This is a genomic window from Streptomyces sp. TRM68367, assembly GCF_014495685.1.
In the GTDB taxonomy this organism is placed as follows: Bacteria; Actinomycetota; Actinomycetes; order Streptomycetales; family Streptomycetaceae; genus Streptomyces.
Genome location: NZ_JACTVI010000010.1, coordinates 47,800 through 73,146, shown reverse-complemented (window position 1 = coordinate 73,146; position 25,347 = coordinate 47,800). Strand labels below are relative to the sequence as shown.

General features: G+C 71.7%; 23 protein-coding genes and 4 pseudogenes. 10 read left to right on the top strand and 17 right to left on the bottom strand.

Going from position 1 to position 25,347, the window contains the following annotated elements; translation table 11 throughout:
- Window positions 1–15 precede the first annotated feature (15 nt).
- A complete protein-coding gene (locus H8R17_RS10205; RefSeq protein WP_187822826.1) occupies window positions 16–1,341 on the bottom strand; it encodes a serine protease in 1,326 nt (441 codons plus the stop codon).
- A 90-nt stretch (window positions 1,342–1,431) separates the two neighbouring features.
- Here H8R17_RS10205 and H8R17_RS45640 point away from each other — a divergent pair, with 90 nt between their 5' ends.
- Window positions 1,432–1,728, top strand: a complete 297-nt coding sequence (locus H8R17_RS45640; protein WP_223124856.1) for a trypco2 family protein — start codon at window positions 1,432–1,434, stop codon at window positions 1,726–1,728.
- Here the strand turns inward: H8R17_RS45640 and H8R17_RS10200 are convergent.
- The 4 genes and pseudogenes from H8R17_RS10200 to H8R17_RS10185 form a co-directional block, all read right to left on the bottom strand.
- Window positions 1,676–2,779, bottom strand: coding sequence for an NlpC/P60 family protein (locus H8R17_RS10200; protein ID WP_187822825.1), 1,104 nt, complete (start codon window positions 2,777–2,779; stop codon window positions 1,676–1,678). The two genes, H8R17_RS45640 and H8R17_RS10200, sit on opposite strands and share 53 nt — an antisense overlap.
- Window positions 2,780–2,881: 102 nt before the next feature.
- Window positions 2,882–3,181 carry a hypothetical protein gene (locus tag H8R17_RS10195; RefSeq protein WP_316959364.1) on the bottom strand — a complete coding sequence of 100 codons (300 nt, stop codon included), beginning with the start codon at window positions 3,179–3,181 and terminating at the stop codon, window positions 2,882–2,884.
- 10 nt (window positions 3,182–3,191) lie between these two features.
- On the bottom strand, window positions 3,192–3,839 hold the full coding sequence (locus tag H8R17_RS10190; RefSeq protein ID WP_187822823.1) for a TetR/AcrR family transcriptional regulator: 648 nt from the start codon (window positions 3,837–3,839) through the stop codon (window positions 3,192–3,194).
- Between the two features lie 156 nt (window positions 3,840–3,995).
- A pseudogene (locus H8R17_RS10185) lies at window positions 3,996–4,262 on the bottom strand (hypothetical protein); the annotation flags it as partial.
- Window positions 4,263–4,612: 350 nt separating this feature from the next.
- Here H8R17_RS10185 and H8R17_RS10180 point away from each other — a divergent pair.
- Window positions 4,613–5,218 (top strand): Uma2 family endonuclease, encoded by a 606-nt coding sequence (locus tag H8R17_RS10180; protein ID WP_187822822.1) that lies wholly within the window; start codon window positions 4,613–4,615, stop codon window positions 5,216–5,218.
- On the opposite strand, the gene H8R17_RS10175 is transcribed toward H8R17_RS10180, so the two are convergent.
- The 6 genes from H8R17_RS10175 to H8R17_RS10150 all read right to left on the bottom strand — a co-directional run bounded on the left by H8R17_RS10175 (window position 5,215) and on the right by H8R17_RS10150 (window position 11,762).
- Window positions 5,215–5,730: a DUF3291 domain-containing protein gene (locus tag H8R17_RS10175; RefSeq protein ID WP_187822821.1), complete on the bottom strand. Its 516-nt coding sequence runs from the start codon at window positions 5,728–5,730 to the stop codon at window positions 5,215–5,217. The two genes, H8R17_RS10180 and H8R17_RS10175, sit on opposite strands and share 4 nt — an antisense overlap.
- Before the next feature lie 104 nt (window positions 5,731–5,834).
- Complete coding sequence (locus tag H8R17_RS10170) at window positions 5,835–7,310, bottom strand: penicillin-binding transpeptidase domain-containing protein (RefSeq protein ID WP_187822820.1); 1,476 nt, start codon at window positions 7,308–7,310, stop codon at window positions 5,835–5,837.
- Window positions 7,311–7,315: 5 nt separating this feature from the next.
- Window positions 7,316–8,677 (bottom strand): FtsW/RodA/SpoVE family cell cycle protein, encoded by a 1,362-nt coding sequence (locus H8R17_RS10165; protein WP_187822819.1) that lies wholly within the window; start codon window positions 8,675–8,677, stop codon window positions 7,316–7,318.
- Between the two features lie 210 nt (window positions 8,678–8,887).
- The gene (locus H8R17_RS10160) at window positions 8,888–10,054 is read right to left on the bottom strand and encodes an ATP-binding protein (RefSeq protein ID WP_399476535.1); all 1,167 of its coding nucleotides are present in this window, start codon (window positions 10,052–10,054) and stop codon (window positions 8,888–8,890) included.
- A gap of 122 nt (window positions 10,055–10,176) precedes the next feature.
- Entirely contained in the window at window positions 10,177–10,977 is an 801-nt protein-coding gene (locus H8R17_RS10155; RefSeq protein ID WP_187822817.1) for a hypothetical protein, read from the bottom strand.
- 266 nt (window positions 10,978–11,243) lie between these two features.
- Window positions 11,244–11,762 (bottom strand): dual specificity protein phosphatase family protein, encoded by a 519-nt coding sequence (locus H8R17_RS10150; RefSeq protein ID WP_187822816.1) that lies wholly within the window; start codon window positions 11,760–11,762, stop codon window positions 11,244–11,246.
- 108 nt (window positions 11,763–11,870) lie between these two features.
- Between H8R17_RS10150 and H8R17_RS10145 the strand changes: the two genes are divergently transcribed.
- Window positions 11,871–12,674, top strand: a complete 804-nt coding sequence (locus H8R17_RS10145) for a nuclease-related domain-containing protein (RefSeq protein WP_187822815.1) — start codon at window positions 11,871–11,873, stop codon at window positions 12,672–12,674.
- Window positions 12,675–12,777: 103 nt separating this feature from the next.
- Here H8R17_RS10145 and ligD read toward each other — a convergent pair whose 3' ends face one another.
- Window positions 12,778–13,659, bottom strand: a complete 882-nt coding sequence (gene ligD / locus H8R17_RS10140) for a non-homologous end-joining DNA ligase (protein ID WP_187822814.1) — start codon at window positions 13,657–13,659, stop codon at window positions 12,778–12,780.
- A gap of 71 nt (window positions 13,660–13,730) precedes the next feature.
- On the opposite strand from ligD, the pseudogene H8R17_RS10135 reads away from it, so the two are divergent.
- Window positions 13,731–13,856 (top strand): annotated as a pseudogene (locus tag H8R17_RS10135) (Ku protein); the annotation flags it as partial.
- 62 nt (window positions 13,857–13,918) lie between these two features.
- On the opposite strand, the gene H8R17_RS10130 reads toward H8R17_RS10135, so the two are convergent.
- Complete coding sequence (locus H8R17_RS10130; RefSeq protein ID WP_187822813.1) at window positions 13,919–14,962, bottom strand: Ku protein; 1,044 nt, start codon at window positions 14,960–14,962, stop codon at window positions 13,919–13,921.
- 101 nt (window positions 14,963–15,063) lie between these two features.
- Here H8R17_RS10130 and H8R17_RS10125 point away from each other — a divergent pair, with 101 nt between their 5' ends.
- A complete protein-coding gene (locus H8R17_RS10125) occupies window positions 15,064–15,255 on the top strand; it encodes a hypothetical protein (RefSeq protein ID WP_187822812.1) in 192 nt (63 codons plus the stop codon).
- A 222-nt stretch (window positions 15,256–15,477) separates the two neighbouring features.
- On the opposite strand, the pseudogene H8R17_RS10120 reads toward H8R17_RS10125, so the two are convergent.
- Window positions 15,478–16,725, bottom strand: a pseudogene (locus H8R17_RS10120) (beta-ketoacyl-[acyl-carrier-protein] synthase family protein); the annotation flags it as partial.
- A gap of 413 nt (window positions 16,726–17,138) precedes the next feature.
- Here H8R17_RS10120 and H8R17_RS10115 point away from each other — a divergent pair.
- From H8R17_RS10115 to H8R17_RS10105, 4 genes and pseudogenes are all read left to right on the top strand, one after another.
- The gene (locus tag H8R17_RS10115; protein ID WP_187822810.1) at window positions 17,139–17,309 is read left to right on the top strand and encodes a hypothetical protein; all 171 of its coding nucleotides are present in this window, start codon (window positions 17,139–17,141) and stop codon (window positions 17,307–17,309) included.
- Window positions 17,306–17,716 (top strand): annotated as a pseudogene (locus H8R17_RS48610) (gluconolaconase); the annotation flags it as partial. The gene H8R17_RS10115 and the pseudogene H8R17_RS48610, both read left to right, overlap by 4 nt.
- Before the next feature lie 62 nt (window positions 17,717–17,778).
- On the top strand, window positions 17,779–18,144 hold the full coding sequence (locus H8R17_RS48605; protein WP_316959371.1) for a hypothetical protein: 366 nt from the start codon (window positions 17,779–17,781) through the stop codon (window positions 18,142–18,144).
- 361 nt (window positions 18,145–18,505) lie between these two features.
- Complete coding sequence (locus H8R17_RS10105) at window positions 18,506–19,567, top strand: CdaR family transcriptional regulator (RefSeq protein ID WP_187822809.1); 1,062 nt, start codon at window positions 18,506–18,508, stop codon at window positions 19,565–19,567.
- Between the two features lie 193 nt (window positions 19,568–19,760).
- Here H8R17_RS10105 and H8R17_RS10100 read toward each other — a convergent pair whose 3' ends face one another.
- Both H8R17_RS10100 and H8R17_RS10095 read right to left on the bottom strand, forming a co-directional pair.
- Window positions 19,761–21,458, bottom strand: a complete 1,698-nt coding sequence (locus tag H8R17_RS10100; protein WP_187822808.1) for an amidohydrolase — start codon at window positions 21,456–21,458, stop codon at window positions 19,761–19,763.
- A gap of 89 nt (window positions 21,459–21,547) precedes the next feature.
- Complete coding sequence (locus tag H8R17_RS10095; RefSeq protein ID WP_316959369.1) at window positions 21,548–22,024, bottom strand: ABC transporter permease subunit; 477 nt, start codon at window positions 22,022–22,024, stop codon at window positions 21,548–21,550.
- A gap of 516 nt (window positions 22,025–22,540) precedes the next feature.
- On the opposite strand from H8R17_RS10095, the gene H8R17_RS10090 reads away from it, so the two are divergent.
- On the top strand, window positions 22,541–23,566 hold the full coding sequence (locus H8R17_RS10090; protein WP_187822807.1) for a LuxR C-terminal-related transcriptional regulator: 1,026 nt from the start codon (window positions 22,541–22,543) through the stop codon (window positions 23,564–23,566).
- 36 nt (window positions 23,567–23,602) lie between these two features.
- Here the strand turns inward: H8R17_RS10090 and H8R17_RS10085 are convergent, their stop codons facing one another.
- Window positions 23,603–25,249 (bottom strand): cytosine permease, encoded by a 1,647-nt coding sequence (locus tag H8R17_RS10085; RefSeq protein WP_187822806.1) that lies wholly within the window; start codon window positions 25,247–25,249, stop codon window positions 23,603–23,605.
- Window positions 25,250–25,347: the final 98 nt, after the last annotated feature.

The following is a 25,347-nucleotide window of genomic DNA, read 5'->3' as shown; positions in this document are numbered from 1 at the left end:
GCCCGGCCGGGCGTCTCATGCCCGGCCTCTGTTGCGCCGCAGGTCGCAGCGGAGCGTGGCGATCAGCTCACGCAGCTGGATGAGTTGCTGCTGCGGGTCGGTCAGATCGCCGATCAGGCGCCGCTCGGCCTGGCGCCGGTCGGCCGTCTCGGTCGCGGTGCCGAGTGACTCGCTGCCGACGATGCCGAGGCGGACCGCGCGGTCGAACTCCGCGCGCTGTAGACGCTCGAGCAGCGTGTCCGCGTGGCTGCGGAGCGCAGGCCGCAGGAGCCTGTCGTAGGCGGCGTTCCAGCCGGTGCCGCCCGCGTGCCGGAAGACGAGCAGCAGCCGCAAGCCGCACTCCCGCAGCCGGGCGAGGAGGTCGATGAGGGGATCGGGATCGGGTTCCGCGTCGAGGCCGTCGACGAGGACCGTGGGCGGGCTGCCCGGCGCGAGGGCGGAGACCTGCCGGGGGCGGTGCTTGATGCCGCGCAGCCAGTCCCAGTACGCCAGGAACTGGCCGGGAGGGAACGCGATGTGCTCCAGGGCGTGGCCGGTGAGATCCGGCAGACTGGCGCCGCCGCGGTGGACGACGTGGGCGCGGTGCAGCCGGTGGCGCAGCGAGCGGTCCCGGCCGCTGTCCGAGGGCACTACGGTGATCTTGACCGGGTCTTCGTCCGGGTCCTCGAACCATCGGTCGAGCCGCCTCTCGAAGCCGTGATCCCAGGCGTCGGGGCTGCTCAGCTCCATGATGACCGGGGAGAGTTCGGCGATGCGGTCGACGGGGATCAGATACGAGAAGGCGAGCCGGTTGGTCTCGGGCAGCAGCTCGCCCATGTCGCCGCGCCAGCTGACGACGAGGCCGACCACGCGGGCGGGACGTCCCTCGTCCGGCCGGGTGCACACGGCGGCTCCGCTGAAGCCCTTGCGCACCACCTCCGCCTTGGTCGCGGCGTCGAGCTGCACCCGCTCGCCACTGGCCCCGCTGATCCGGCCCCACAGAGTCATGCCGGTGTCGAAGCCCTCCGCGTAGCCGGTCGCGGACACCTCCATGCCGCCCCACAGCCTGGGCTCCAGCGGGGCGGGGCGGGCCTGCGGGCGCGGGCTGTCCAGGCGCAGTACGGCGACGTCCTCGCCGCCGTGGGCGTCCTGCAGCCAGCCGCCGGGCAGGACGCGTGCGGCCACCGGTTGGAGCTCGCGGTTCTCCGCGAACTCCAGCCACATGACGGCGTCCGGGTCGCGCACCACGTGGGCGCAGGTCAGTGCCGTGTGCTGGTCGACGAGCACGCCGGCGCCGCAGACCGGGCCGGATGCGTCGCCGCGCCGCAGCCTGAGTCTCCAGTCTGCACGTAGCTCCCCCATGGCTCATCAGACTACGCGGGTAGCGGGTGGGTCCCTAGACTCAGTACCAGATTGGATCGGCCAATCGGATGAATTCGGTGGTGAGTTGGCATGGGGGATACGGAACCGGTCGGTCTTGCGGAGGCCATCGGCACGGTGCGGGCGGAGTTGGCTCGCGCGCAGGCCGAGGGGGCGGCGAGTGACTGGCGGTTCAGTGTGGAGCAGGTCAGCCTGGAGTTCTCGGTGCAGTTTCATCGGGCCGGGGATGGCGGGGCGGGGCTGAGGCTGGGTGTCGTCGAGGCGCGCTTGGGTGGCTCGGTGAGCCGGGACTCCACGCATCGGATTCAGGTCGATCTCAAGCCGTTGCCGCGGGCCGACGGGCGGGAGCATGAGGTGGGGCGAGGGTAAGGGGCCCGCTCTTTGGGGCGCGCTGGTCCGGGCGCACGGCGCCAAGTACCGGGTTTGATGCGATGGGGGAGCGCTTGACCTTCTCTCCCGGGCGGGGGGCGTGGATGACTCTGCCCTCACCTGCGTAGATCGCTACGTGGGTGGCGTCGGGAAAGTAGATGACCAGGTCGCCCGGGCGTAGGTCGGTCAGGGGAATGCGGGGGAGCTGGGCCCACTGGGTCTGGCTGGTGCGGGGGATGGGGGTGCCGGCGTGGGACCAGGCCTCGGAGGTCAGGCCGGAGCAGTCGTACGACTTCGGGCCCTCGGCGCCCCACTCGTACGGTTTGCCCAGCTGCCGCAGGGCGTAGCGCACCGCGCGGTCGCCCTGGCGGGACGGCCGGGCGGTGCTGCTGAGGGCGCCGGAGGCCATGAACTTCTTCTGGGACTCGGCGATGTCGTTCTGCTCGGTCTCGGCGAGTGCGGTGAGCTGGTCGGCGGTGAGGGCGGCGAGGAGTTCCTCGACATCGTGGAGTCTCTTGCGGACGTCGTCGCGGTTCTTCTTGCGGCGCTCGGTGAGGGCGAGTTGGGCGTCGAGGGCCTTGCGGGCCTTGCGGGCCAGGTCGTCGGCCCTGCGTTCGGTGCCGGTCAGGCGGCCGACCGTCGCGGCCCGCTCCCGCGCCAACCGGCCGATCACATGGCCCTGGTCGAGGGCGTGCTGCGGGTCGCGGGCGAGCAGGAGGCGTACGTACGGGGAGATGTCGGTGCTGTTCTGGTACTGCTGGCGGGCCAGCCGGGCGGCGGCGGCGCGGCTGTCGAGCAGGGAGAGGCGGGCGCGGGCGAGGGCGCGCTCGAGGCGGGCGGTCTCGGCGCGCTGTCTCCGCAGCTTCTCCTCGGTGGCGTTGTAGGCCTCGGTGGCCCGCTCGGCTTGCCGGTACAGCCGCTGAAGGTCCGTCAGCAGCTCAGCCACGGTTCGCTCACCGGGCTCAGGTACGGCGGTCGCGGGCGTCTGGGCGAGGGCGGTGCCGGCCGCCATCGCCGCCGTACAGACCAGGCGCAGAACCCTTCCTGACACGTCATCACCTCCGGTAGCGGGCGGCTCCTCCGCTCCGCACCGCGAGCATCAGACGTGCTCGCGCGGGGCGCGCGCCGGGTGTGCGCGGTTCGGCGCAATCGGTCACACGTCGGTGTCGTCCGGCTTGCCGGGCGGCGTGGCGTCTGGCTTCGACCAGGGCCACTTGAGTCGGCTGCCGTGCTTGCCTTCGGGGTCGTACTCGTACTTCCACTGCCGGGTGAGGCCGAGCTTGCCCTGCCCCCTCGGGACGCGGCGGTAGACGAGGACGGTGGGCGGGCCGCCGTCGGGGTCCGGGACCGGGATGCGGTACGTCTTGGGCGGGTGGCCGGTCGGGCCCAGCAGGAGGGGCAGGACCCGGCCGTCCATGGGGCCGCCCTCGAACGGGGTGTCTTCGCTCTTCACCGCACCAGTGTCAGACATCTTCCGCGAGGACCCGGACCAGCTCGTCGGTCTGCGGGTCGCGGCGTGCGGTGACCGAGAGGACGGCCACGAACTGCTCGACGAGCCAGTCGCGCAGTTCGATGGCGGGGGGCTGCTTGTCCTCGTCGAGCCAGATGAGGGAGGCCGCCTCGACGGCCGTGATCCACATGCGGACGGTCATGCGGAGGCGGGGGCCGGGGCTGGTCACCTCGAGATGGCTGAGGATGTTGTCGGCTGCCGCCCGGCGTACGCCGTCCACGATGGCGGTCGTACGGGAGGTCTCCACGACGCTGCCGCCCTGGAGGAGGGCGCTGAAACCGGCGTCGTGCTGGTCGACGAAGGCGAGGTAGCGGTCCAGGGCGCTGGAGAAGCGGCGCAGGAGGGGGCCCTCGTGAGGTTCCTCGAAGCACTGCTGGAGCTCTTCGGCGGCGGACCTGAGGGCGGCCTCGTACAACTGCTGCTTGCCGCCCGGGAAGTACCGGTAGACGAGGGGGCGGGAGACACCGGCCTGCTCCGCCACGTCGTCCAGGGAGACGTCCTCGGGGGTGCGGTGAGCGAAGAGGGCGAGCGCGGCGTCGAGCAGCTGCCTGCGGCGTTCCTCGACGCTGAGGCGACGGTAGGCGGGGGTGGCGGAGCTCATGCCGGGCAGGGTAGCGGCTGGGGGCGGGGGGACCGCGTCGGCTGGGCCGCTTGCCGGGTGCCCGGTGTTGTGGCTGGGCGGGGTTGGTGCGCGCTTGCCCCACTGGCGGGGTGCTGCGCCCACCCGTGCCGCCCTGAAGGAATGTCCCAGGCCCGCTCACGGTGGGCTCGCATGGTGCCGTTCCGCCCAGCCCGTCGCGGACGTCACCTCGCGGGCGATGTCCGGGACCGTTCTCCCGTCCGTCATCACGCGCACGGTGTCCGCGGGAGCCCGCTGGTCCAGCAAGCGTGCCTTGCGGGTACTGCTCTCCCATTCCCGCTCCAGCTCGGAGCCGAGTTCCCGGCGTCGGAGGCGCTGCCGCGTCGTGGCGTCCGTGGCTGTGAGAAGGACGCGGACGATGCGCACGCCGCTCCAGTACGTCCTCGTTGTTGCTGGTCAGCGGGGGTGCAGCCTGGTACGGGAGGGCCCCAACCTCGCGGGGCGAGAGTCGGGGCCCTGGGCCTGCCCGTATCACCTCGGCCTCCAGCGCCTATGGCTCGATGCCGAGCGCATCGCGCAGCCCGCCGAGCGCGTCGGCTTCGGTGAGGGTTGTCATGGCCCTTTATGAGACTGCGTGTCAGTAAGCCCGTCAATCCCTCGCGCACCACTTGTTGACCCCGGCGATCGAGGAAGGTCAATGCCTCGCGGGTTGATCACTCGATCGTCGGGCGAATCGGCGTATTCCCCCGGGTAGGCTGACTGTGCCAGGCAGACTCCGTCACATGGGAGCAATCATGAGCGCCGCACGCGACCACGGGCTGGACCTGGACGAGGACTATGAGTGGGTCCGTCCGCCGGAGGGTGGCTGGACGGCGGACGACCTCGACGAGCTTCCCAACCTTCCTCCGCACACGGAGCTGATCGACGGGAGTCTCGTCTTCGTGAGTCCGCAGACCTTCTTCCACGCACGTGCCATGCTCCTGCTGGCGTACGCCCTTCTGGAGCAGGTGCCGGAAGGGCTGAAGGTCATCCACGAGATGACCGTCAAGCTGAACAAGCGCAATCGGCCGGAGCCCGATGTCCTGGTGCTCCGTGCGAGCGCCGACACCGATTCGCAGCGGACTTGGTGTCGGCCGGAGGACGTGGTCATCGCTGTCGAGGTCGTCTCGGCGGACTCGGAGGACCGAGACCGGGAGGTGAAACCACGGAAGTACGCACAGGCGGGGATTCCGCATTACTGGCGCGTCGAAGAAAACCAGGGTCTCCCGGTGGTGTACGTCTACGAAATCGACCCGGCGACAGAGTCCTACGGCCTCACCGGCATCTTTCATGACAAGCTCAGGCTGACCGTCCCGTTCCCCATCGAGATCGATCTCACCGCTGTCAACCGCTTCGGCTAGACCGAGCAGCCCAGCCCCTCCGGCACCTCGCCGAGCACCGGCTCCGACGCGCCCGGCGGGAACGACGTCCGCAGCGTGAACGCGTACGGCGTCGGCCCGTGCGCCCGCAGGTGCAGCAGCCGTGCCTCCGCCTCCGCGACCGTCGGGCGGTGGCCCGCGGGGACCCACCACAGGGCGGTCACCGCCTCCTGGAGCTTCTCGAACCACTCCCTGCGGCGGGCCAGCATCTCCCGGTGCCGTCCCTGGTACATGTACGCCGTCAGGGCGTCGGTGTCCCGCCACACCGTCAGGTTGACGATCAGCCAGTCGTCCCCGAGCACGGGGACGTCCGTCGCGTTGCCGGAGTCCTCCTTGAGTCGCCAGACGAAGCCGTCGGCGGCGTCCGCGTCGGCGTTGACGGGGTCGAGGTTGTCGACGAAGTCCTTCAACTGCGGGGAGTCCAGCGGGGCCTTGAGGCGGGCGATGTTGACCTGGGCGAGTTCGAAGGCGGCCGTGGCGGCTGATGTCGTCATGGACCGAACGATAGGTCGGGCGGGACGGGGCTCCCAGACCCCGTCTCAGTACGTGGGCACATGGACGCCTGTCACAGCCGGACCCGCGGCCCGCATGGCCATCGTCAACGACCGCTGGCCGCCGATGACTTCAACACCGCCTTCATCACCGCCCGCGCGACCGGCGCCGCCACCCCGCCCCCGGTGATGTGGCCGCGGTCCGGCGCCGCGTCCTCCACCACCACGGCCACGGCCACCTTGGGCTCCACGTCGTTCTCGCCCTGCGCCCAGGAGACGAACCAGGCGTACGGCGTGCCCTCGTTGCCGATGCCGTGCTGGGCGGTGCCGGTCTTGCCGCCGACCGTCGCGCCGGGGATCGCGGCGTTCCGCCCGGTGCCCTTCTCCACCACGTCCCGCATCAGCTCCCTCATGTGCACGGCGGTCGAGGGATGCATCGCCCGGCGCAGAGGACGGGACCCGGCGGTCGCCAGGGTGGCACCGCCCGCCCGCTTCGTACGCTCCACCAGATACGGCGTGCGCACCTGGCCGCCGTTCGCGACCGCCGCCGCGACCATCGCCATCTGCAGCGGCGTCGCCCGCGTGTTGTACTGCCCGATGGACGACAGCGCCAGCTGCGCCCGGTCGACCGACGTGTCGAAGGTGCTCCGCGCGACCGCGAACGGGATCCGCACCCGCGTGTCGTTGAAGCCGAACGCCCGCGCGGTGGCCGCCATGTCCCGCACGCCCACGTCCGCGCCCAGCTTGGCGAACACCGTGTTGCAGGACCAGGTGAACGCCTCCCGCAGCGAGGCGTCCTCGCATCCGCCGGACTCGTTGCGCAGCGAGGTCGTCGTGCCCGGCAGGCGGTAGGGGTCCGGGGAGCGGGTGTGCGCGTCCAGGTCGGTGACCACGCCCGCGTCCAGCGCCGCCGCCGCGGTCACCACCTTGAACGTCGACCCCGGCGGATACGTCCGCCGCACCGCCCGGTTGAGCATCGGACGGTCCGCGTCCGCGTTCAGCCGCGCCCAGGACCGGGCGGCCGCGGCCCCGTTCCCGGACAGCGCCTGCGGGTCGTACGACGGGGCGGACACCAGCGCCAGGATGCGCCCGGTCGACGGCTCCACCGCCGCCACCGCGCCCTTGCGCCCGCGCAGCCCCTCGAACGCCGCCCGCTGCGCGCCCGGATGCAGCGTGGTCACCACGTCCCCGCCCGGGTTCCGGGCGCGCGTGAAGTCGTTCCACAGCGGAAACGGCGCGAGCATCGGGTCCGTGCCGGACAGCACGCCGTCCTCGGCGTGCTCCAGCAGCGACGTGCCGTACAGCTGCGAGGCGAAGCCGGTGACCGGCGCGTACAGCGGGCCGTCGGCGTACGTCCGCTCGTAGCGCAGCTGCTCGCCGCTGTCCCGGGAGCCGGTCACCGGCCGGCCGCCGACCAGGATGTCGCCGCGCGGCTGGAGGTAACGGGCGATGTCCTCGCGGCGGTTGGCGGGGTTGTCCTCGTACGCCCCCGCCCGGAAGACCTGGACGCGGGTGGCGTTCATCAGCAGCGCGACCAGCAGCAGGGCGCAGAACACCGCGGCGTGCCGGATGTGCCGGGTCATGGCGCTCATACGGCGGCCCGCGGCTCGCCCTGGCGCCGGGCCGAGTCGCTCAGCCGGGTCAGCAGCGCCACGATCGCCCAGTTGGTCACCACCGACGAGCCGCCCTGCGCCAGGAACGGCATCGCCATGCCGGTCAGCGGGATCAGGCCGGTCACCCCGCCCGCGATCACGAACACCTGGAGCGCGATGATCGAGGCGAGGCCGACCGCGAGCAGCCGGCCGAAGGGGTCGCGCAGCGCGAGCCCGGCCCGGTAGCCGCGCTCCACCAGCAGGCCGTACAGCAGGAAGATCGCGGACAGCCCGGCCAGGCCCAGCTCCTCCCCGGCCGTCGCCAGGATGAAGTCCGACTTGGCCGCGAAGCCGATCAGGACCGAGTGCCCGAGCCCGAGCCCGGCGCCCAGCATCCCGCCCGCCGCGAAGGCGAACAGCGACTGCGCGAGCTGCCCCGGCCCCTGGCCCGCCTCGATCGACGCGAACGGGTGCAGCCAGTCCTCCACCCGGCCGTGCACATGCGGTTCGAGCCGGGCGACGGCCACCGCGCCGAGCACCGCCAGCAGCAGCCCGACGGCGATCCAGCCGGTACGGCCGGTGGCGACGTACAACAGGACGACGAAGAGCCCGAAGAACAGCAGAGACGTCCCGAGGTCCCGCTCCAGGACCAGCACACCCACACTCACCAGCCACACGGCGAGGATCGGCCCCAGCACCCGGCCCGTGGGCAGCTGCACGAACCACACCCGGCGGCCCGTGTACGCCAGCGCGTTGCGGTTGGCGGCCAGATACGCGGCGAAGAACACCGCCAGCAGCACCTTCGCGAACTCGCCCGGCTGGAAGGAGAGGCCGGCGACCCGGATCCAGATGCGGGCGCCGTTCACGGCCGGGAAGAGGATCGGCAGCGTGAGCAGCCCGAGCGCGGCGACCACGCAGACATACGTGTACCGCTGGAGCACCCGGTGATCGCGCAGCAGCAGAACCACCACGATGAACAGCGCGACGCCCAGCGTGGACCACACGAGCTGTGCGGGCGCCGCACTGTCGCCCGGCGTCTGCAGGTCCAGCCGGTAGATGAGCACGAGCCCGAGGCCGTTGAGCAGCACCCCGATCGGCAGCAGCAGCGGATCGGCGTACGACGCCCGCAGCCGCACCGCGAGATGCGCCAGCAGCGCGAGCACGCCGAGCCCGGCGCCGTAACCGGCGGCGCCGGGCGGGACGGTGCCGTTCCTGGCCAGGCCCACGGCGCAGTAGCCGTACACGGACAGCAGAACGGCCAGCACGATGAGGGCGAGTTCGATGCCACGGCGCCGGGGAAGGCGGACGGCGGGCGGGGGCGGGTCCGCGGTCGCCAGGGTGATTCCGGCCTTGCTCATGTCCGGAACTTAACCAAATGGGGCTGCTTGTTCGCTTCTGCCGTCAGCACCAGCGTGGCGCGGGCCCGATGTTGTCGACGATATCGCCCTTGTGGGCGAATGACGCGAGCCCCGGTTCCTGAAGGGAAGCGCCCCAGAGTGGCGCAGGGAACCGCGCGACCAGCCACCAACAACAACCCGCACCCGGCAACACGCCACAACCCCCCGAGCTCATAGCCGCAAAACAGCCACCGCTCCACCGTCCACCGCATTGGCGAACGACAACCGCGCCCCCAACACCTCCGCCTGCCCCAACGCGATGGTCAACCCAAGCCCATGCCCCTTCGCACCCCCCTCCGTACGAAACCGCTGCGGCCCATGCGCCAGCAGATACTCCGGATACCCGTCCCCGTGATCCCGCACGGTGACAACCGGACCGACGACGGTCAGCCGCACGGGCCCCCGCCCATGCCGATGTGCGTTCGCGACAAGATTCCCCAGCACCCGCTCCAGCCGCCGCCGATCCGTCTCCACAACGGCGTCCCGTACGACGACGACCTCCGTGTCCGTCCCCGACGCCCGCACCACCCGCTCCGCCAGCGCCCCCAGCCGCTCGACGTCCGGCTCCACCCGCTCCCGCCCGGTCTCCAGCCGGGAGATCTCCAGCAGATCCTCGGTCAGCGTGCGCAACGCCGCCACCCGGTCCCGCACCAGCTCGGTCGGCCGTCCCGGCGGCAGCAGCTCCGCCGCCGCGTGCAACCCGGTCAACGGTGTGCGCAGCTCATGCGCCACGTCCGCGGTGAACCGCTGCTCGGCCAGCAGCTTGCTCTGCAGCGAGGACGCCATGGTGTCCAGCGCGACGGCGACCGCGGCCACCTCGTCCTGCGGCCGGCTCGGATCCTCCGTACGCGGATCGTCGACGCGCGCGTCCAGGTCGCCCGCGCTGATCCGCCGGGCCACCAGCGCCGTGGCGTGCAGCCGCCGCGTCACCCGCGTCACCGCGAACGCGCCCACCAGCAGCGTCGCCCCGATGGCCAGGCCCGACGACCACAGGATCGCCCGGTCGAGCCCCTCGATGGTGCGCGCCTGCTGCGAGTAGTCGACCTGCACGGCCAGCGCCCGGTTCCCGTCCGCCGGGCCCGCCGCCCACATCGTGGGGCGCCCCCGGCGCTCGCCGACCATCGTGCCGCGGTCCCCGGCGACCGCCAGCGTCCGCAGCGGCCCGGGCAGCTCCGGCGGATCCAGGCGCGCGCCCGGCCGCAGCGGGTCCCCGGCCTCGAACGCCGCCGTCGCCTCGGTCAGCCGCTGCAGCGCCTGGTCACGGGCCTGGCCGACGGTCTGGTTCGTCACCTGGACGTGCACGAGGATGCCGAGCAGCGCGGCGAGGGCGCAGCACATCACAGTGATGAACACGGCGGCCTTCACGGCGAGCGCGCCGGCCCACTGCGGGGCGAGCCCGAGGACGCGGCGCGTGGTGATGCCGGGGGACCGCCGTCCTGAGGGCGTGCGTCTGAGCGGGCTCATCCGGTGCTCGCCGAAGAGGGGGCTGGGGAAGAGGGGGCTGAGGGGGAGGCCGACGGGGACGCGGAGGGCTGCGCGGGGGACTTCGAAGAGCGGGGCGCGTGCGAGTGCCCGCGCGGCCCGGTGCGCAGCATCTCGTCGTGGGTGAGGAGCATCGCGCGCTGGTCCGGGTCCCAGGTCCACTGCAGGCGGTACTCGTAGCCCGCGACCTCGGACGGCGAGCGCAGGATCACCGACCGCCCGGCCAGCTCGACGCCGCTGAGCGCGTCCTCCCAGGACATGACCTCCATGAGCCGGTGCTTCTCGACGGTGTACACGCGTACGGCGGTCAGGCCCTCCGGCAGCAGCCGGAAGCCCAGCGTCAGATCGTCCCGCCCGTCGCCGGTCACATCCCGGTAGTACGGCCGGAGCACCGGGCACGCGCCGCGGCCGGCGCCCTCGCCGCAGTCGGCCATCCGGCGGGCCGTGTCGCGGTACGGCGCCTTGGCGCCGTCGTAGTCGCCCGGACTCGCGGCGATCTCGGCGCGGACGATGCCGACCGGGTTCACCCTGCGGATGTCGTCGCCGGGGACGGCGACCCCTTTCACCGCGTGCGTCTTCACCTCGCCGACATCGAAGGCCGGACTGGACGCCGGCGGCAGCTCGGGCCACAGCCGCGCCGGGCTGACCGCGGTCGGCGTCGCCCCCGCGCCCTGGAGCCCGCCGGCGTCACCGCAGCCGACGGCGGCCGCCAGCAGCACGGCGACGGCGGCGGCCGTACGGGCGGCGCGGGCTGCGCGGCGGGGGCGGGGCGCGGGCACGGGGCTCCAGGGGGCGGGGTACGGGTGGTGGCCGCGTACACCTTATTCGTAGGGAAGTCCTTTTTGCGTACCGGGTGGGTCCGGGCAGCGTTATCCGCGGCGACGGGGAGAGGTGGCGCTCTGCTCGGCGATCCGCCCGGCGGCCCCCTGCCCCGCCGTCCAGTCGGCGCTTAGGGCGTGCAGAGGATTGACTTGCCTTCGAACACCGAGCCTGAGCTGCGGTGTCAAGAGCGCCGCCACGCAACTTATTGTCCTGCAAGGACCCCTTACTCGGCGGCCTCCTCGGCGAGGTCCTCCAGCAGTCGGGCCGTGTGCAGCCCTGCCCGCAGGTAGGCGACGAACAGCTCGTTGTGCAGCGCCCAGGGCGAGCGGCGGGAGCGGACCAGCCGGATCGCCTCCTCGGCCGAGCTGCCCAGCCGTATCAGCGCGTGGGCGACGACCAGACCGGAGCGGTTGTACCCGTGGTAACAGCGCACGAGGACCCTGCGGCCCCCGTCCAGCGCCTCGCACGCCGCATCGGCCAGCCGGATCACCCCCGCGAGCTGTGTCCCGTCGAGCGGGCCGTCCGGGATCGGCCACACATGGTGCTCGACGCCCGGATCCGGCCCGTGTCCGGGCAGCCGCAGCAGCGTCTGGACGAGATCGAACTCGTCCCGCACGACCGCCAACTCCAGATGCCCGGACCGCCCTCTGAACTCGTGCCCGCCCATCCACAGACCGGGAACGATCTCGCTCCACGAGCTGTCCGGAGCCGGTACGTCGGGTTCCATCCCGCGCGTCCGCAACGGCGCCTCCCCACCATCCCCACCATCTCGACCCAACTCCTCTCAAGGTAACCGGCTTCTTGCCCCCGCAGCACCCCGCCTGTTCCCATGGTCGTGGGGTGATGGTGCATGAGCGGACTGCGCGTCATACCGACCTGGCGGCACGGCCAGGATCGGCTGTATGTCTGCCTCCCGGACGGCAGGAACATCGCCTGGTACGACCGTGAGGCCGCCCGTGTCAACCTGCTCAGCGACGACCGCAGGGACGAGGTCCTGCAGGCCCTGGGCCCGTTCCTGACGGGCCCGGTGGCGGTGGGCCCGCCCCCCGTGCCCACCCCTGCTGAGCTGGCCCGCCTCTCCCTCCACCCGGACGACGACCTGGCCCCCAACCGCCCCGGCGAGGCGCTGCTGGTGGCCCTCGACCGCGATGCCGGCCCGGCCCACCGCCTGCGCCCCGACCCGCGCCGCCGGGCCCTGGCGGCGGAGCAGACGGTGGGGGAGGCCCTGGACCGGCTGGACGGCGCGGGCTGGCACACCCTGCACTCCCTCCCCCTGCCCGGCGGCGACCGCGTCCACCACCTGGTGATCGGCCCCGGGGGCCTGTTCGCCGTGTACTCCCTGTACGCCCATAAGCGGCGCGTGACGGTCGCCGACCCCATGGTCACGCTGGGCCGCCGCGAGGCCCGCCCGCTGCTGCGCCGGGTCCGCGCCGACGCCGACCGGGCCTCCTATGCCCTGACCGCCGAGGTCCGCCCGGTCCTGGCCCTGGCCGGCGCGGCGGACGTGACGGTCACGACCGAGCCGCGCGAGGTCCGCGTCCTGACGGACACCGGGATCGAGGGCCTGGCGCGGCTGGGCGGCGTGCTGAAACCGGCGGACGTGGAGGCCCTGCACGCGATGGCGCGGGACCGCCAGACGTGGATGCGGGTGTGATCTGCCGCAGCGGCCGGACGCAGTGTGCGTACGCGGCGTCCGGCCGGGGCCGTGACGCCGGGAAGACGGACAGTGCGGACGGTACGGCGGGACGCCGGTGCGTTCAGGGCAGCGGTCCGGCGCGGTCCGGGTCCAGGACCGGGGCCAGCAGGTCGCCGTAGTCCTGGACGCGCGGTGCGATGTCCTGGGCGCGGAACGCCAGCTGCGGGGCCGCCCCGCACTGCTCGACCTCGTCCCAGGTCACCGGTGCCGACACGGTCGGCTCGGGCCGTGCCCGCAGGGTGTAGGGGGTTGCTGTGGTCTTGCGTGCGGCGTTCTGGCTCCAGTCGACGAAGACCTTGCCGGGCCTGAGGCTCTTGGTCATCCGGTGGACGACGAGCCGGGGCAGTGCATTCTCCGCCTCGACGGCCAGCTCCTTGGCGTACTCCGACACCCGCTCGGAGGAGGCCGGGCGTACGGCCGCGACCAGGTGCAGGCCCTTGGAGCCGGACGTCTTGGCGTACGCCTCGATGCCGTCCGCGGCCAGCCGCTCGCGCAGCCACAGGGCGACCTCGCAGCAGTGCACGACGGAGGCGGGGGCGCCGGGGTCGAGGTCGAAGACCAGCCGGTCGGCGCTGCCGGGGTCGTCGATGAGCCACTGCGGGGTATGGAACTCGGTGACGAGGTTGGCCGCCCACATCAGGGAGGCCAAGTCCTGCACCAGCACCATCCGGGCCGGTCCCTCGACGCGCGGCACCTCGGCGGTGGTGACCCACCCGGGCGTACCCGGCGGGACGTTCTTGGTGAAGAACACCTGGCCGTCCGGCCCGTCCGGATAGCGCAGGAAGGACACCGGCCGATCCCGCAGATGGGGCAGCAGCACCTCGGCGACGGTCGCGTAGTAGTGCAGCACCTCACCCTTGGTGAACCCGGCCGCCGGATACAGCACCTTCTGGAGATTGCTGAGCGCGATCCGTCGCCCCTCCACCTCTGTGATCGGCGTCATACGATGAGAATCTCAGATATTTCCGCAGAAATGCGAAGAGGTATGGCAAACCGATCGAAAGGGTGCTGCTCATGAGATCCATATGGAACGGTGCCATCTCGTTCGGCCTGGTCAGTATCCCCATCAAGCCGGTGAACGCCACCGAGAGCCACTCGATCTCCTTCCGTCAGATCCACACCGAGGACGGCGGTTCTCTGGGGTTGTGAGGCGGCCCGCCTCCTCTTTGCCATCGAGCGGGACGGCTCCTGGCGTGCCGATTTCAGGAGGCTCGTGCTTTGCGTCGACCGCTCTTGCCGGTGAGCGCTTTGATCAACTCCGTGCGGGTCATTGATGAACGACCAGGGACGTCGGCTTCGGATGCGCGCCGGTAGAGTTCTGCCTTGCTCAGCTCTTCCAGCTCGGAGATCTTCGCGGACTTCTCTGCCCTTCCTGGCGTACGGCTGGCGCGTCGTTCGGTCGTTTTCGACCGTGCCGGGGGGCGGCCACCCGCAGCTTCGTGTGCTTCCTCTTCGCTGCTCTTCCTCGTGGTTTTGGCTTGCTCGACGCTGGCCCGCAACGCGTCCATGAGATCGATGACGTTGGTGGAGCGTGGTGGCGGCTCGCCCTTCTCCACGGTCTGGCCGGTGCGCTTGGCTTCGACGAGCTGGAGCACCTTCTCCTGGTAGGTGTCGTGGTACTCCTCCGGATTCCAGTCGATGCTCAGCGCCTCGACCAACTGCACCGCCGTCTGCAGCTCCTTCTCGGCGACCTGTGTCTCCTCCGGGAGACTCCCGATCTCCCGGTGAGGGTCGCGGACCTCGTCCGCCCAGTGCATGGTGTGCATCGCCAGGACGTCACCCTCTGCCTTCACGGCGACCAGGTACTCGCGGTTGCGCATGACGACGGTGGCGATACCGACTTTGTTCGCCTGAGCCAGGGCGCTGTGGAGTAGGGCGTAGACCTTGGCGTACTCCTTGCCCTTGGGGGCCACGTAGTAGGTCTTGTCGAAGAAGACCGGCTCGACCTGCTCCAGGTCGACGAACCCCGTGATCTCCATCGACTTGGATTGGCCAGGGGCGATCTCGTCCAGCTCGTCCGGCTCGACGACCACGTATTCGTCCCCCATGTCGAAGCCCTTGACGATCTCCTCCATGGGGACTTCCTCACCGGTGCGCTCGTTGACTCGCCTGTTGCGCACTCGGTCGGACGTTCCGCGTTGGAGCTGGTTGAAGCGGATCGTGTGGCTTTCCGTCGCCGTGAACAGCTGCACCGGCAGGGCGACGAGCCCGAATGAGAGAGCACCACTCCAGACCGCTCGGGCCATGGCCTTCCCACCTCCTGTTTTTCCATGGCACATCCCCTGGCCGCTGATCGCATCCCGGCATGCGCCACCTGGACGGTTCGGAGGGAGAGGTGTGGTCAGCGGTGGGTCTGGTTGAGGGTTCGGGTCAGCTCTCGGTTGGCTGCACGCGCGGCCTGCAGTTCCTCGGCGCGGTCTTCGAGGCAAGACGACCCGCGCGGCTCTTCAAACAGACCGGCGGCAAGAAGACCACGGCAGCGAGGACGGCCGCGAAGAAGGGGACGACGAAGAAGACGCCCCGCAAGCGCACGGCCTGATCAGTGAGGCCGTAGCGGGGTCACCGCGGCGCGGGACATTAGCCTGGCCGAAGGTGTCCGGCCGGATCTACGACGCTACGTCGGCGTACGAGCCCGCAGTTCCCGTGCAGGACTTGACCTGTCCCGCGTTCGCAAGCGCACTCCTTCCCCGCTCTTTTTCTTCGCCGTAACGGTGCTCAACCACGACGGCGTAGCCGGCGGTGCCGAACCGGCCGGAAGCCCCTACTCGAGCTTCCGCAGTGCCAGTACGGCGTTGTGGCCGCCGAAGCCGAAGGAGTTGCTCAGGGCCAGGTCGCCGTCGGGCGGCAGATGGCGGGGGGTGTCCCGGACGACGTCCAGGAGGATCGTGTCGTCGAGTTCGGCGCAGCCTACGGTCGGGGGGATCACGGCGTGGTGGAGGGTGAGCGCGGTGGCGAGGGCCTCGACGGCGCCGGCGGCTCCCTGGAGGTGTCCGAGGTGGCCCTTGAGCCCGGTCACCGGAACGTTCCGACCGTTGAACACCGCCCGTAGGGCCACCGCTTCGGCGAGGTCGCCGTCGATCGTGGCGGTGGCGTGGGCGTTGACGTGGACGACGTCCCCGGCATGTCCTCCCGCGTCCCGCAGCGCCCGTCGCAGGGCGAGGGCGATGCCGGTACCGGAGGGGTCGGGGGCCGCGACATGGTGGGCGTCGGCCGACAGGCCCCAACCCGCGGCCTCGCAGTACACACGCGCGCCACGCGCCCGAGCGTGATCCTCGGCCTCCAGGACGAGCACCCCGGCACCCTCCCCGTTCACGAACCCGGCGCGGTCCTTGGCGAAGGGCCGCGAGGGCGAGCCCTCGGTCGGCTCTCCGGCCGCCAGCGCCCGCATCGCGGCGAAGGACGCCATGATCGCCGGCGTGACGACCGCCTCGGCACCGCCCGCGAGGGCGACGTCGACCCGGCCGTACCGTATGCGGTCCACGGCCTGCCCGATCGCCTCGGTGCCGGAGGCGCACGCGCTGGTCACGGTCCGCGCCTCGCCGGTGATGTGCAGGTCGAGGGAGACCTGGGACGCGGCCTGGGATGGCACGGTCATCGGCGTGGTGAGCGGCGAGACGGCCCGCGGCCCCTTCTCCCGCAGCCTCCGGTCCCCGCCGACCAGCACGGACGCGTCCCCGAGAATCGCACCGAGACTCACTCCGACCCGCCCCGGATCGAGCCCGCTCTCCCGCGTACCGCCCGGCGCAAACCCGGCGTCGCCCCAGGCCTCCCGCGCGGCCAGCACCGCGAACTGCGCGGCCCGGTTCATCCGCCGGGCCGCCGGTCCGGGCAGCAGCGCGGCCGGATCGACCGGTACGGTTCCGGCGACCCGCACGGGCAGTTCCCGGAACTCCTCCCCCGCCAACTCCCGTATGCCGTGCCGCCCCTCGAGCAGCCCCCGCCACAAGTCGTCCACTCCCACGCCCAACGGCGTGACGGCGCCGAGCCCGGTGACGACGACGCGCCGTCCCATGCCCCCGGGTCGCTCTGATCTCTGCGGACCTGTCGTCGTACCGGATGAATCAGGCATGTCGCGAAGACTCCCTGTGACCCGAACGGCCGTTGTTGAATAGGAAACTTCCCAGTTCGCCCTGGTCGGCAAACGGCTTTCCCGGACTGGGCGCTGAAGTGCCCGGCGCCGAGCCGGACTTCGGCCCTTGCCTCTGCGCCGGCGGCTGCCGCGCGATCCGTGTCGGGTGCGGCGTATGGACTCTGCCGGCGATCCTGCCCGGGCAGAACCCCGACGGCGGGTATCGCGCTCACCGGCCCCGCCCGCGCCTACAGCAGGGCACGCGCCGCCTGGTCCTGCGCCGCTACACATGACGCGCGGTCACAGACCCGACCCCCCTGACGCACGGCCACAGGCCCCGCTACCCCTGACGCATGACCACGGACCACGAGCGGCGGGTGTTCATCGTCGCCTACGACGGCGCGCAGATCCTCGACAGCGTCTCGGGTGGTCCCGGAGTGCGGAGTTGGCCGCGCAGGAGTGTCCTCGCACGAGGGTGGGACCCGAGACGTTTCCGTGACCACCGCCAGGAGGCACTCGCATGAGGCGACTGAATCGCCGTACGTTCATCAGCGCGGCCGCCGCCACCGCGTCCACGGCCGCCGCCCCGCTCGCCGGCCGGGCGCACGCGGCGCGGGACGGCCGGGGGTACGAGGTCGTCGGCCGGTTCTGGGGCGCGATGCCCACCGGGGTCACCGTCTCGCGGCGCGGGCGGGTCTTGGTCAACTTTCCCCGGTGGGGCGACGAGGTGCCCTTCACCGTGGCCGAACTGCGCGGCGGGAAGCCGGTGGCCTGTCCCGACGCCGAGGTGAACCGGGAGGATCCGTCCGACCTGGCCGGGCATCTGCAGTCGGCGCAGAGTGTGGTCGTCGATCCGGATGACCGGCTGTGGATTCTCGACACCGGGCGGCCGTTGACGGGTCCTCCTTCCTACGGCGGTCCCAAGCTCCTCGCGGTCGACCCGCGCTCGAACCGCATCGTCCGGCGGATCCTCTTCCCGCCGGAGGTCGTGCTGTGTCCGTCGCCGCCCTCGCCGACCCGGACGCGTCCGACGCCGAAGTGGCCGCCACCGTCGAGGACTTGGGCCACAAGCCGATGGCCGACGGGCTGGAGAGCGACGACCGGGGGCGGATCTACGGCGCCGACCTGGAGCGCAACGCCCTCTGGCGCCGCGGCCGGGACGGCACGTACGCCACGCTCGCCCAGGGGCCCGAGCTGGTCTGGCCGGACACGCTCTCCGTCGCCGACGACCGGCACCGCTATGCGATCGTCAACCAGCTCAGCCGCCAGGCCCGCTTCCACGAGGGCCGCGACCTGCGCCGCAAGCCCTACCTCCTCGTCCGCCTCCCGATCGACGCGGGGCCGGTACGACTGGGGTAGGGCTCGGCCCGGTGCCGGTTACACCCAGGAAGGCCGGCTGGAGGCCGGTCAGGATGCCGACGACGCAGCACGCCTCGGCGAACGTACGGGCGACGACCATTGTCCCGCCACATGCGCCAGGCGTCCCACACGGCAGGGTCTCCCCGAGGCCGCCGAGCGTCGGCCACGTCCTGCGAGCCGACCGAGACCAGGTGGAGGACGGCGACCGCGAGGGCCGACACCGCCGGCCAGCGCCGCACGAGCCACCGGGCCGGGTGCTGCCCCCGATCCCGGCGACCGATGCGCCGGTGCGGCCCGCGCACTGAAAAGATGTCGGTGACCAGATGACCAGCAGCACAGCGACGGAAGCCGGGAGACGCACATGGCAGGGCAGGACGTGCCCGAGGAGTACCTCGAGGGGTACGCCGGCATCCTCGCGGACGCCTCAGCGACCGGCCGCCGCCTCACCCGGGAGGAACTCGACTCGCGCCGGGTCCTGGGCGAGCAGGCCGCGGAGGCCGGCCTCGGGCTGCGGGCCCTCGTCGCCGCCCACCTGGCCGCCACCCGCGCCACCTGGCCGGCCGGGCCGGGCACGTCCCCGGACAGTGTGCTCACCGCCGCGGCCCTGGCGATCGACGCGTTCGCCGAGGGCTACGAGCGGGCCCAGCGGCTCGCCGTACGGCAGGAGGAGGCGGCGCGCCGGGAGTTCATCGACGACCTGCTGTACGGCCGCAGCGATCTGGGCCTGCTCGCCCAGCGCGCGGAACGCTACGGGCTGCGGCTGTCGTACGAACACGCGGTCGCCGTGGCGAGCGGCCCGGCCGTCTACGACGAGGGCGACGCCGTCCCCCGGGAGGTGGAGCGCGCGCTGATCGGCCGGTTCAGTGACCGCAGCATCCTGCTCACCACCAAGGACGGGCGGCTGGTGTGCATCGCGCCCGGCGACCAGGACGACGTCCTCACGTACTTCGCCAAGCAGGCGTTCGCCGCCACCGACGGCGGCCGGGTGGCGATCGGCCGCCCGCATCCTGGCCCGGCCGGTGTCGTCCAGTCGTACGAGGAGGCGCTGAACGCACTCGACCTGGCCGACCGCCTGGAACTCGACGAACCCGTGCTGCACGCCGCCGACCTCTTGGTCTACCCCGTCCTCACCCGCGACCGGCAGGCCATGGCCGACCTTGTGGAGAGCGCCCTCGGCCCGCTGCGCCGGGCCCGCGGCGGCGCCGAGCCGCTGCTCGACACGCTCACCGCCTACTTCGACTCCGGCTGCGTCTCCGCGGAGGCGGCCCGGCGGCTGTCACTGAGCGTGCGCGCCTTCACCTACCGCCTGGAGCGCATCCACAAGCTCACCGGCGCGGACCCGTCCGACCCGGTGCACCGCTACACCCTCCAGACCGCGGTGATCGGCGCGCGCCTGCTGGACTGGCCGACGAAGCCCTACTGAGCGCGGCCCTGCCGGAATCGGCGGGACCGGCCGCCGCGAAGGGCGTCCGTCCCGGTGGCGACACAAGCCGCCCGACGGCCGTAAGCGGGCGAAACAGGGGGAGAAGGACGGCCCTTGACGTTGGTTTGCGCGCCGATGACCCACTCATCGCGGTCCGGTGACCAACGGCCGTGTCCCGGACCGGTGGGAGCCGTCAGCGTTCGTGGACCACGCGGCCGTCGAACACGGTCAGGTCCACCTCTGCTTCGGTGATCTCATGCGGATCGAGATCCAGCAACGGCCGGTCCAGGACGCACAGATCGGCCACCTTGCCGGCCTCGATGGTGCCCTTCCAGTCGTCGGCGAAGTCCTGCCAGGCCGCGTTGACCGTGTAGGCACGCAGGGCGTCGGCGAGCGGCACGCACTGTTCGGGGCCGCTCGGCCGGCCGCTGGCCTTGGACTCGCGCAGCAGCATCCCGGCCACGCCCTGCCGCCAGTCGGGCGCGGTGATCGGCGCGTCAGAGCTTGCGCACACGCGCACCCCGGCCTCGACCGCGTCCCGCACCGGCCACTGGTACGCCGACCGCTCGGGACCCACGACCTCGTCCATCAGGTCGGAGATGGTCCACTTGATGGCCGGGTTCATGTTGACGCCGTAGCCGTGCTCGGCGAGCCTCGCCAGACTGTCGGCGCCGATGAAGTCGCCGTGGATGACGTAGTGCCGGGCGTCGGGCCGGGGCGCGGCCGCCTGCGCGGCGGCGAAGGCGTCCACGACCGTGTCGATGGCCCGGTCGCCGGTGACGTGCACGCCGAGCTGGAAACCGGCCTCGTGCGCGAGCCCGATCATCTCCCGCAGCTCCGCCACCTGGAGTGCGGGAGTGTCGCCGTGCACGCACAGCGCACCGTGGCCGCCTTCCGGGTACGGCTCGCTCATCCAGGCCGTGCGGTTCGGCGGCACTCCGTCCGCGAAGATCTTGACGCCGATGGCGTTCAGCCGGCGCGGATCCGCCGACGCCGGCCGGCGCAGCTCTTCCAGTCCCTTGCGCAGGTCGGCGGCGGAACCGCCCATGGGGGCGGGCAGCAGGAGGACGCTGACCCGGGCGTCGAGTTCACCGGCCGCCACGAGTTCGGCGTACGCGGTCCAGTTGTCGGTGCTCAGGCCGCCGAAGAGGGTTCCGGTGCCGCCGGGGCCGAGGCCGGGTTCGGTGTAGCTGGTGATGCCACGTGCGTGCAGTTCGCGGACCACGCCCTGGATGGCCTGGCGGCGCTGGGCGATCGTCGGGGAGGGCAGGGCTGCCTGCACGAGCCGCTGGGCCGCCTCGCGCAGGATGCCGGTCGGCTCCCCGTCGACGTCGCGGTCGATGACACCGCCCGGTGGTGGTGTGCTGCCCGCGTCGACGCCGCACCGGCGCAGGGCCTCGCTGTTGGCCCACACCATGTGCGAGGAGAAGTCCGTCAGGCAGACCGGGTGGTACGGGGCGACCGCGTCCAGGTCGCGGCGGTGCGGGAAGCGGCGCGGGTCGGCCAGGCACTCCGCGAGATAGCCGGGGTCCCAGCCGAGGCCGACGATCCACTCGTCGGGGCGGGACGCCCGTGCCGCCCGTCGTACCGCGGCGGCTATGTCGGCGATCGAACCCACCGCGGGGTGGCCGACGTCGATGGCGAAGGGTGGCTTCGTCATGCCGTAGGCCGCCCCGTGAAGATGGGAGTCGTTGAGGCCGGGAAGGACGGTCCGGCCGCCGAGTTCGACGACCCGGGTGCCGGGGCCGGCCAGGGCGCGCATCTCGGCGTCGCTGCCGGTGGCGACGATGTCCCGGCCGCGTACGGCGACGCTTTGGGCGACGGTGAAGTCTCGGTCGACGGTGAGGACCTGACCGCCGGTGAGGATGAGGGTGGGAGCGGTGGCACTCACGGGGACCTCTTTCATCGGAGGATTTCCACGGAGGGATTTCAACAGCGGGATTTCAACGGCGGGATTTCAACGGCGGGACGAGGGATGGGTCAACGCGCCGCGCGGGGCGCGAAGTACGCCAGTGCCGCGCCCGCCACCAGGGCGGTGCCCTGGGCCATCTGCTGCCAGAACGTGGGCACGTCCAGCAGTGTGAGGCCGTTCTGCAGGCAGCCCAGGAAGAGCACGCCGAGCAGGACACCGAGGATCGAGCCGGAACCGCCGGTGAGCGCGACGCCGCCCACCAGTACGGCGGTGAGCACGGACAGTTCGAACCCGGCGCCCGAGGTCCCGGCGACCACGCTGTCCAGCACCGATGCCTTGATGGCCCCTGCCAGGGCCGCCGCGATGCCCGTGACCACGAACAGCATGAACGGCGTACGGCGGATGTTGATCCCGGACAGGTGCGCGGCTTCCCGGTTGACGCCGATGGCGAACACGTGCCGTCCGGCCGGGGGGAGCGCCAGGAACAGGGCACCCGCCGCGAGTACGGCCGCGGCGATGACGACCGGTGCGGCGACGCCCGCGATCCGTGCCCCGCCCAGCCAGGCGAAGCCGGGACCGAAACCGCTCAGCGGCAGCGGGAAGAGCTGCTGCGCCAGCCGCTCGGACGGCGGTCAGCATGCCGAGCGTCACGATGAACGCCGAGAGGCATGTGCCGCCCGAGGCCGAGGACTTGGCCGAGGCCGACGAGCTCGGTGGCGCCGAGCAGCCTGCGGCGGTGAGCGCGGTGGCCCCGACGGCGGCGCCGGAGAAGGCGAGGAACTGTCTGCGCGAAGCCGAGGGGAGGCGGCGGACCTGCTTGGGTTCATGGCGGGGCTCTCCGAGGGGGCGGGCCCGCTCCCGGCGGGCGTCCGGCTGTGTCCCACAGGAAAGACCCCGGCGTACCGCTCCGCCATCCGTACAAATACCGACTCGGCGAGCTCCCTGCGTCAGTAGGACCCATCGCGTCACGAAGCGGTGAACGCCTTGTCCGGCACGGACCGCACCCCTATCGTTGGGGCCCAAACGACCAGATGGTCCCGAGCCGCTCCCCGGAGGCTCGCATGCTCAGCCACCACCAGATCGCGGCGGCCACCCGCATCGGCATGCTCACCCGCGAACACGACACCGCCTCGGCCTGCGACGAGGCCCTGTGCGAACTCGCCCGCGCCCTCCCCCTGGACGCGGCGACGCTGCTCGCGCTGGACCCGCTGACCGGCGCCCACCATCAGATGGCGGGCATCGGTTACACCGCCGAGACCTCGCATGCCCTGGCCGACGAGTTCGTGACGACGCCGTGGTACCGCAATGTCGTACGGAGGGAGCTGCCGCCGTCCATCTCCGCGGACACGGAGGACCCGGAGGAGTTCGGACCGCGCTTCCGTCAGGGCTGGTTCTACGCCGAGCGGGTCCGCCCTGCCGGGTTCCGCGACGGAGTGACCGGGGCGCTGCGGCACGGTAACCGCCTGGTGGGCCTAGTACACCTGTCCACGGAGAGCCCGGACGCCTACGACGTCGAGGCGCGCCACCTGCTCGCCTGCGTCATGCCGGCCCTGGCGGCACTCGCCGATCCGGTGGCCCGTGCCGCCGGCCTGCACGACCTCCCCGTGGACGGCAGGGCGAGCCTCGTGACTCCTGACGCGGTGATCGACCTGCCCGGCCGGGACCGTCCGCAGGTGCTGCAGGACGACGAGGTGCACAGCCTGCTCCGCGCCTTCGCCGGGACGGCCGGACACCGGGTGCGGCTGCTGTGGCCGACGCAGGGCACCTGGTACCGCGTCGTCCTCCATCGGAACCGGCCCGGCCCGGGGATCACGGCGGACGCGGTACTGATCCACGAGACGCCCGCAGAGCTGCCGTACGGACTCAGCCCGCGGGAGCTGGAGGTGCTCACCCGCGCGGCCATGGGACAGACCAACCGGGCCATCGCCCAGGTGCTGTTCCTGTCCCCGCGGACCGTGCACAGCCACGTCGAGCACCTGCTCCGCAAGACCGGCGCCGCCTCCCGCGCCGAGGCCACGGCCCTCGCGCTCCGCGACGGCCTGCTCCGCCCGGCCCCCGACGACCTCGCGTTCTTCGTCGAGCGCTGAGCGGAGCAGTGGGCCCGTCCATAAGGGCCTGTCCGGTCAGGTCGCCGGCAGCACGTGGTCGCCGACCTTGTCCGTGCTCAGGCACAGCGAGCACACCACCGCGTCGTGCGTGGCGCAGGCCGCCAGGTCCGGGCGCTCGTACGGCTGGTGGCAGACGTGGCAGTCGTAGGTGACCGCGCTCGGATTGCCCTCGGAGTCCAGCATCGGCTCGTCGATGCCGTCGTCGGTGCGGCGCAGGTAGTACTTGCCCTTGGTGACGATCGCCATGAGCGGCGTGAGGACGAAGGCCAGCACCGCGGCGGCGACCGGGGAGTACGGCTGGAGGGTGTCGCCGAGGACGTGGAAGTACATGGCGATGGACAGGCCGGAGGCGGCGACGAAGGCCACCACGCCCACGGGGTTCACGGCGTACAGCATGCCGCGGCGGAACTCCGGGGCGTGCGGGGAGAGCTTCAGCAGATACTTGTTGATCATGATGTCGGTGGCGACGGTGACCACCCAGGCGATCGCGCAGTTCGAGTAGAAGCCCAGGATGCTGTTGAGGACGCTGAACATGTCGCCCTCCATCAGCGCGAGCGCGATGCCGAGGTTGACCAGTACGAACACCAGGCGGCCCGGGTAGCGCTTGGTGACGCGCGTGAAAGAGTTGGTCCACGCCAGCGAACCGGAGTACGCGTTCGTCACGTTGATCTTGATCTGGCTGATCACGACCAGGGCCACGGCCAGCGGCAGCACCATCCAGGACGGCATCATCGCGTCGAAGGCGCCCTTGAACTGCTGGATCGGCTCGGTCGAGGCGGCCGGGCCGACCTTGGCGAGGATGTACACGGCGAGGAACACACCGATGGCCTGCTTCAGCGCGCCGAGCACCACCCAGCCGGGCCCGGCCATCACCACGGCGGTCCACCAACTGCGCTTGTTCGCCTCGGTCCTGGGCGGCATGAAGCGCAGGTAGTCGATCTGCTCACCGATCTGCGCGATGAGGGACAGACACACGCCCGCGCCGAGCAGCACCGAGGCCGTGTTGACGCCGCCGTCGCCGTCGGCGCCGGCGTAGGACAGGAAGCGGTCGACGGTGCCCGGGTCGGTGGAGACCAGGTAGACCAGCGGGGCCACCATCAGCAGCAGCCAGACGGGCGTCGTCCACACCTGGAGCTTGCTGAGCGCCTTCATGCCGTAGATCACCAGCGGGATCACCATCAGTGTGGAGACGGCATAGCCCAGCCACAGCGGCATGCCGAGGCCCAGCTTGAGGCCCTGGGCCATGATCGAGCCTTCGAGGGCGAAGAAGATGAAGGTGAAGCTGGCGAAGATGACGCTCGTCAGCACCGAACCGTAGTAGCCGAAGCCCGAGCCGCGGGTGATCAGGTCCAGGTCAATGTTGTAGCGGGCGCCGTAGTACGCGAGCGGGAAACCGGTGACGAAGATGACCACCGCGGCGACGGCGATCGCCACGAGCGCGTTGCCGGTTCCGTGGGCCAGGCCGATGCCGGCGCCGATGGAGAAGTCGGCCATGTAGGCGATGCCGCCGAGCGCGGTCGTGGCCACCACCATGGGGGTCCAGCGGCGGTAACTGCGCGGCGCGAAACGGAGGGTGTAGTCCTCCAGGGTCTCCTTGGTCGCCTGGCTCGTGGCGGGCTTCGCGGGATCTGGTGCTGTCAGCCGTGACTCGGTGGTGCTCATGTCACGCCTCCCGGGGCGCTGGGGTGCTGGGGACGGGTGCTGCGAGGGGGATCCCCGTGTGGCGTCGTCGGCAGGACAGGGAAGTCGAGCGGCCGCGC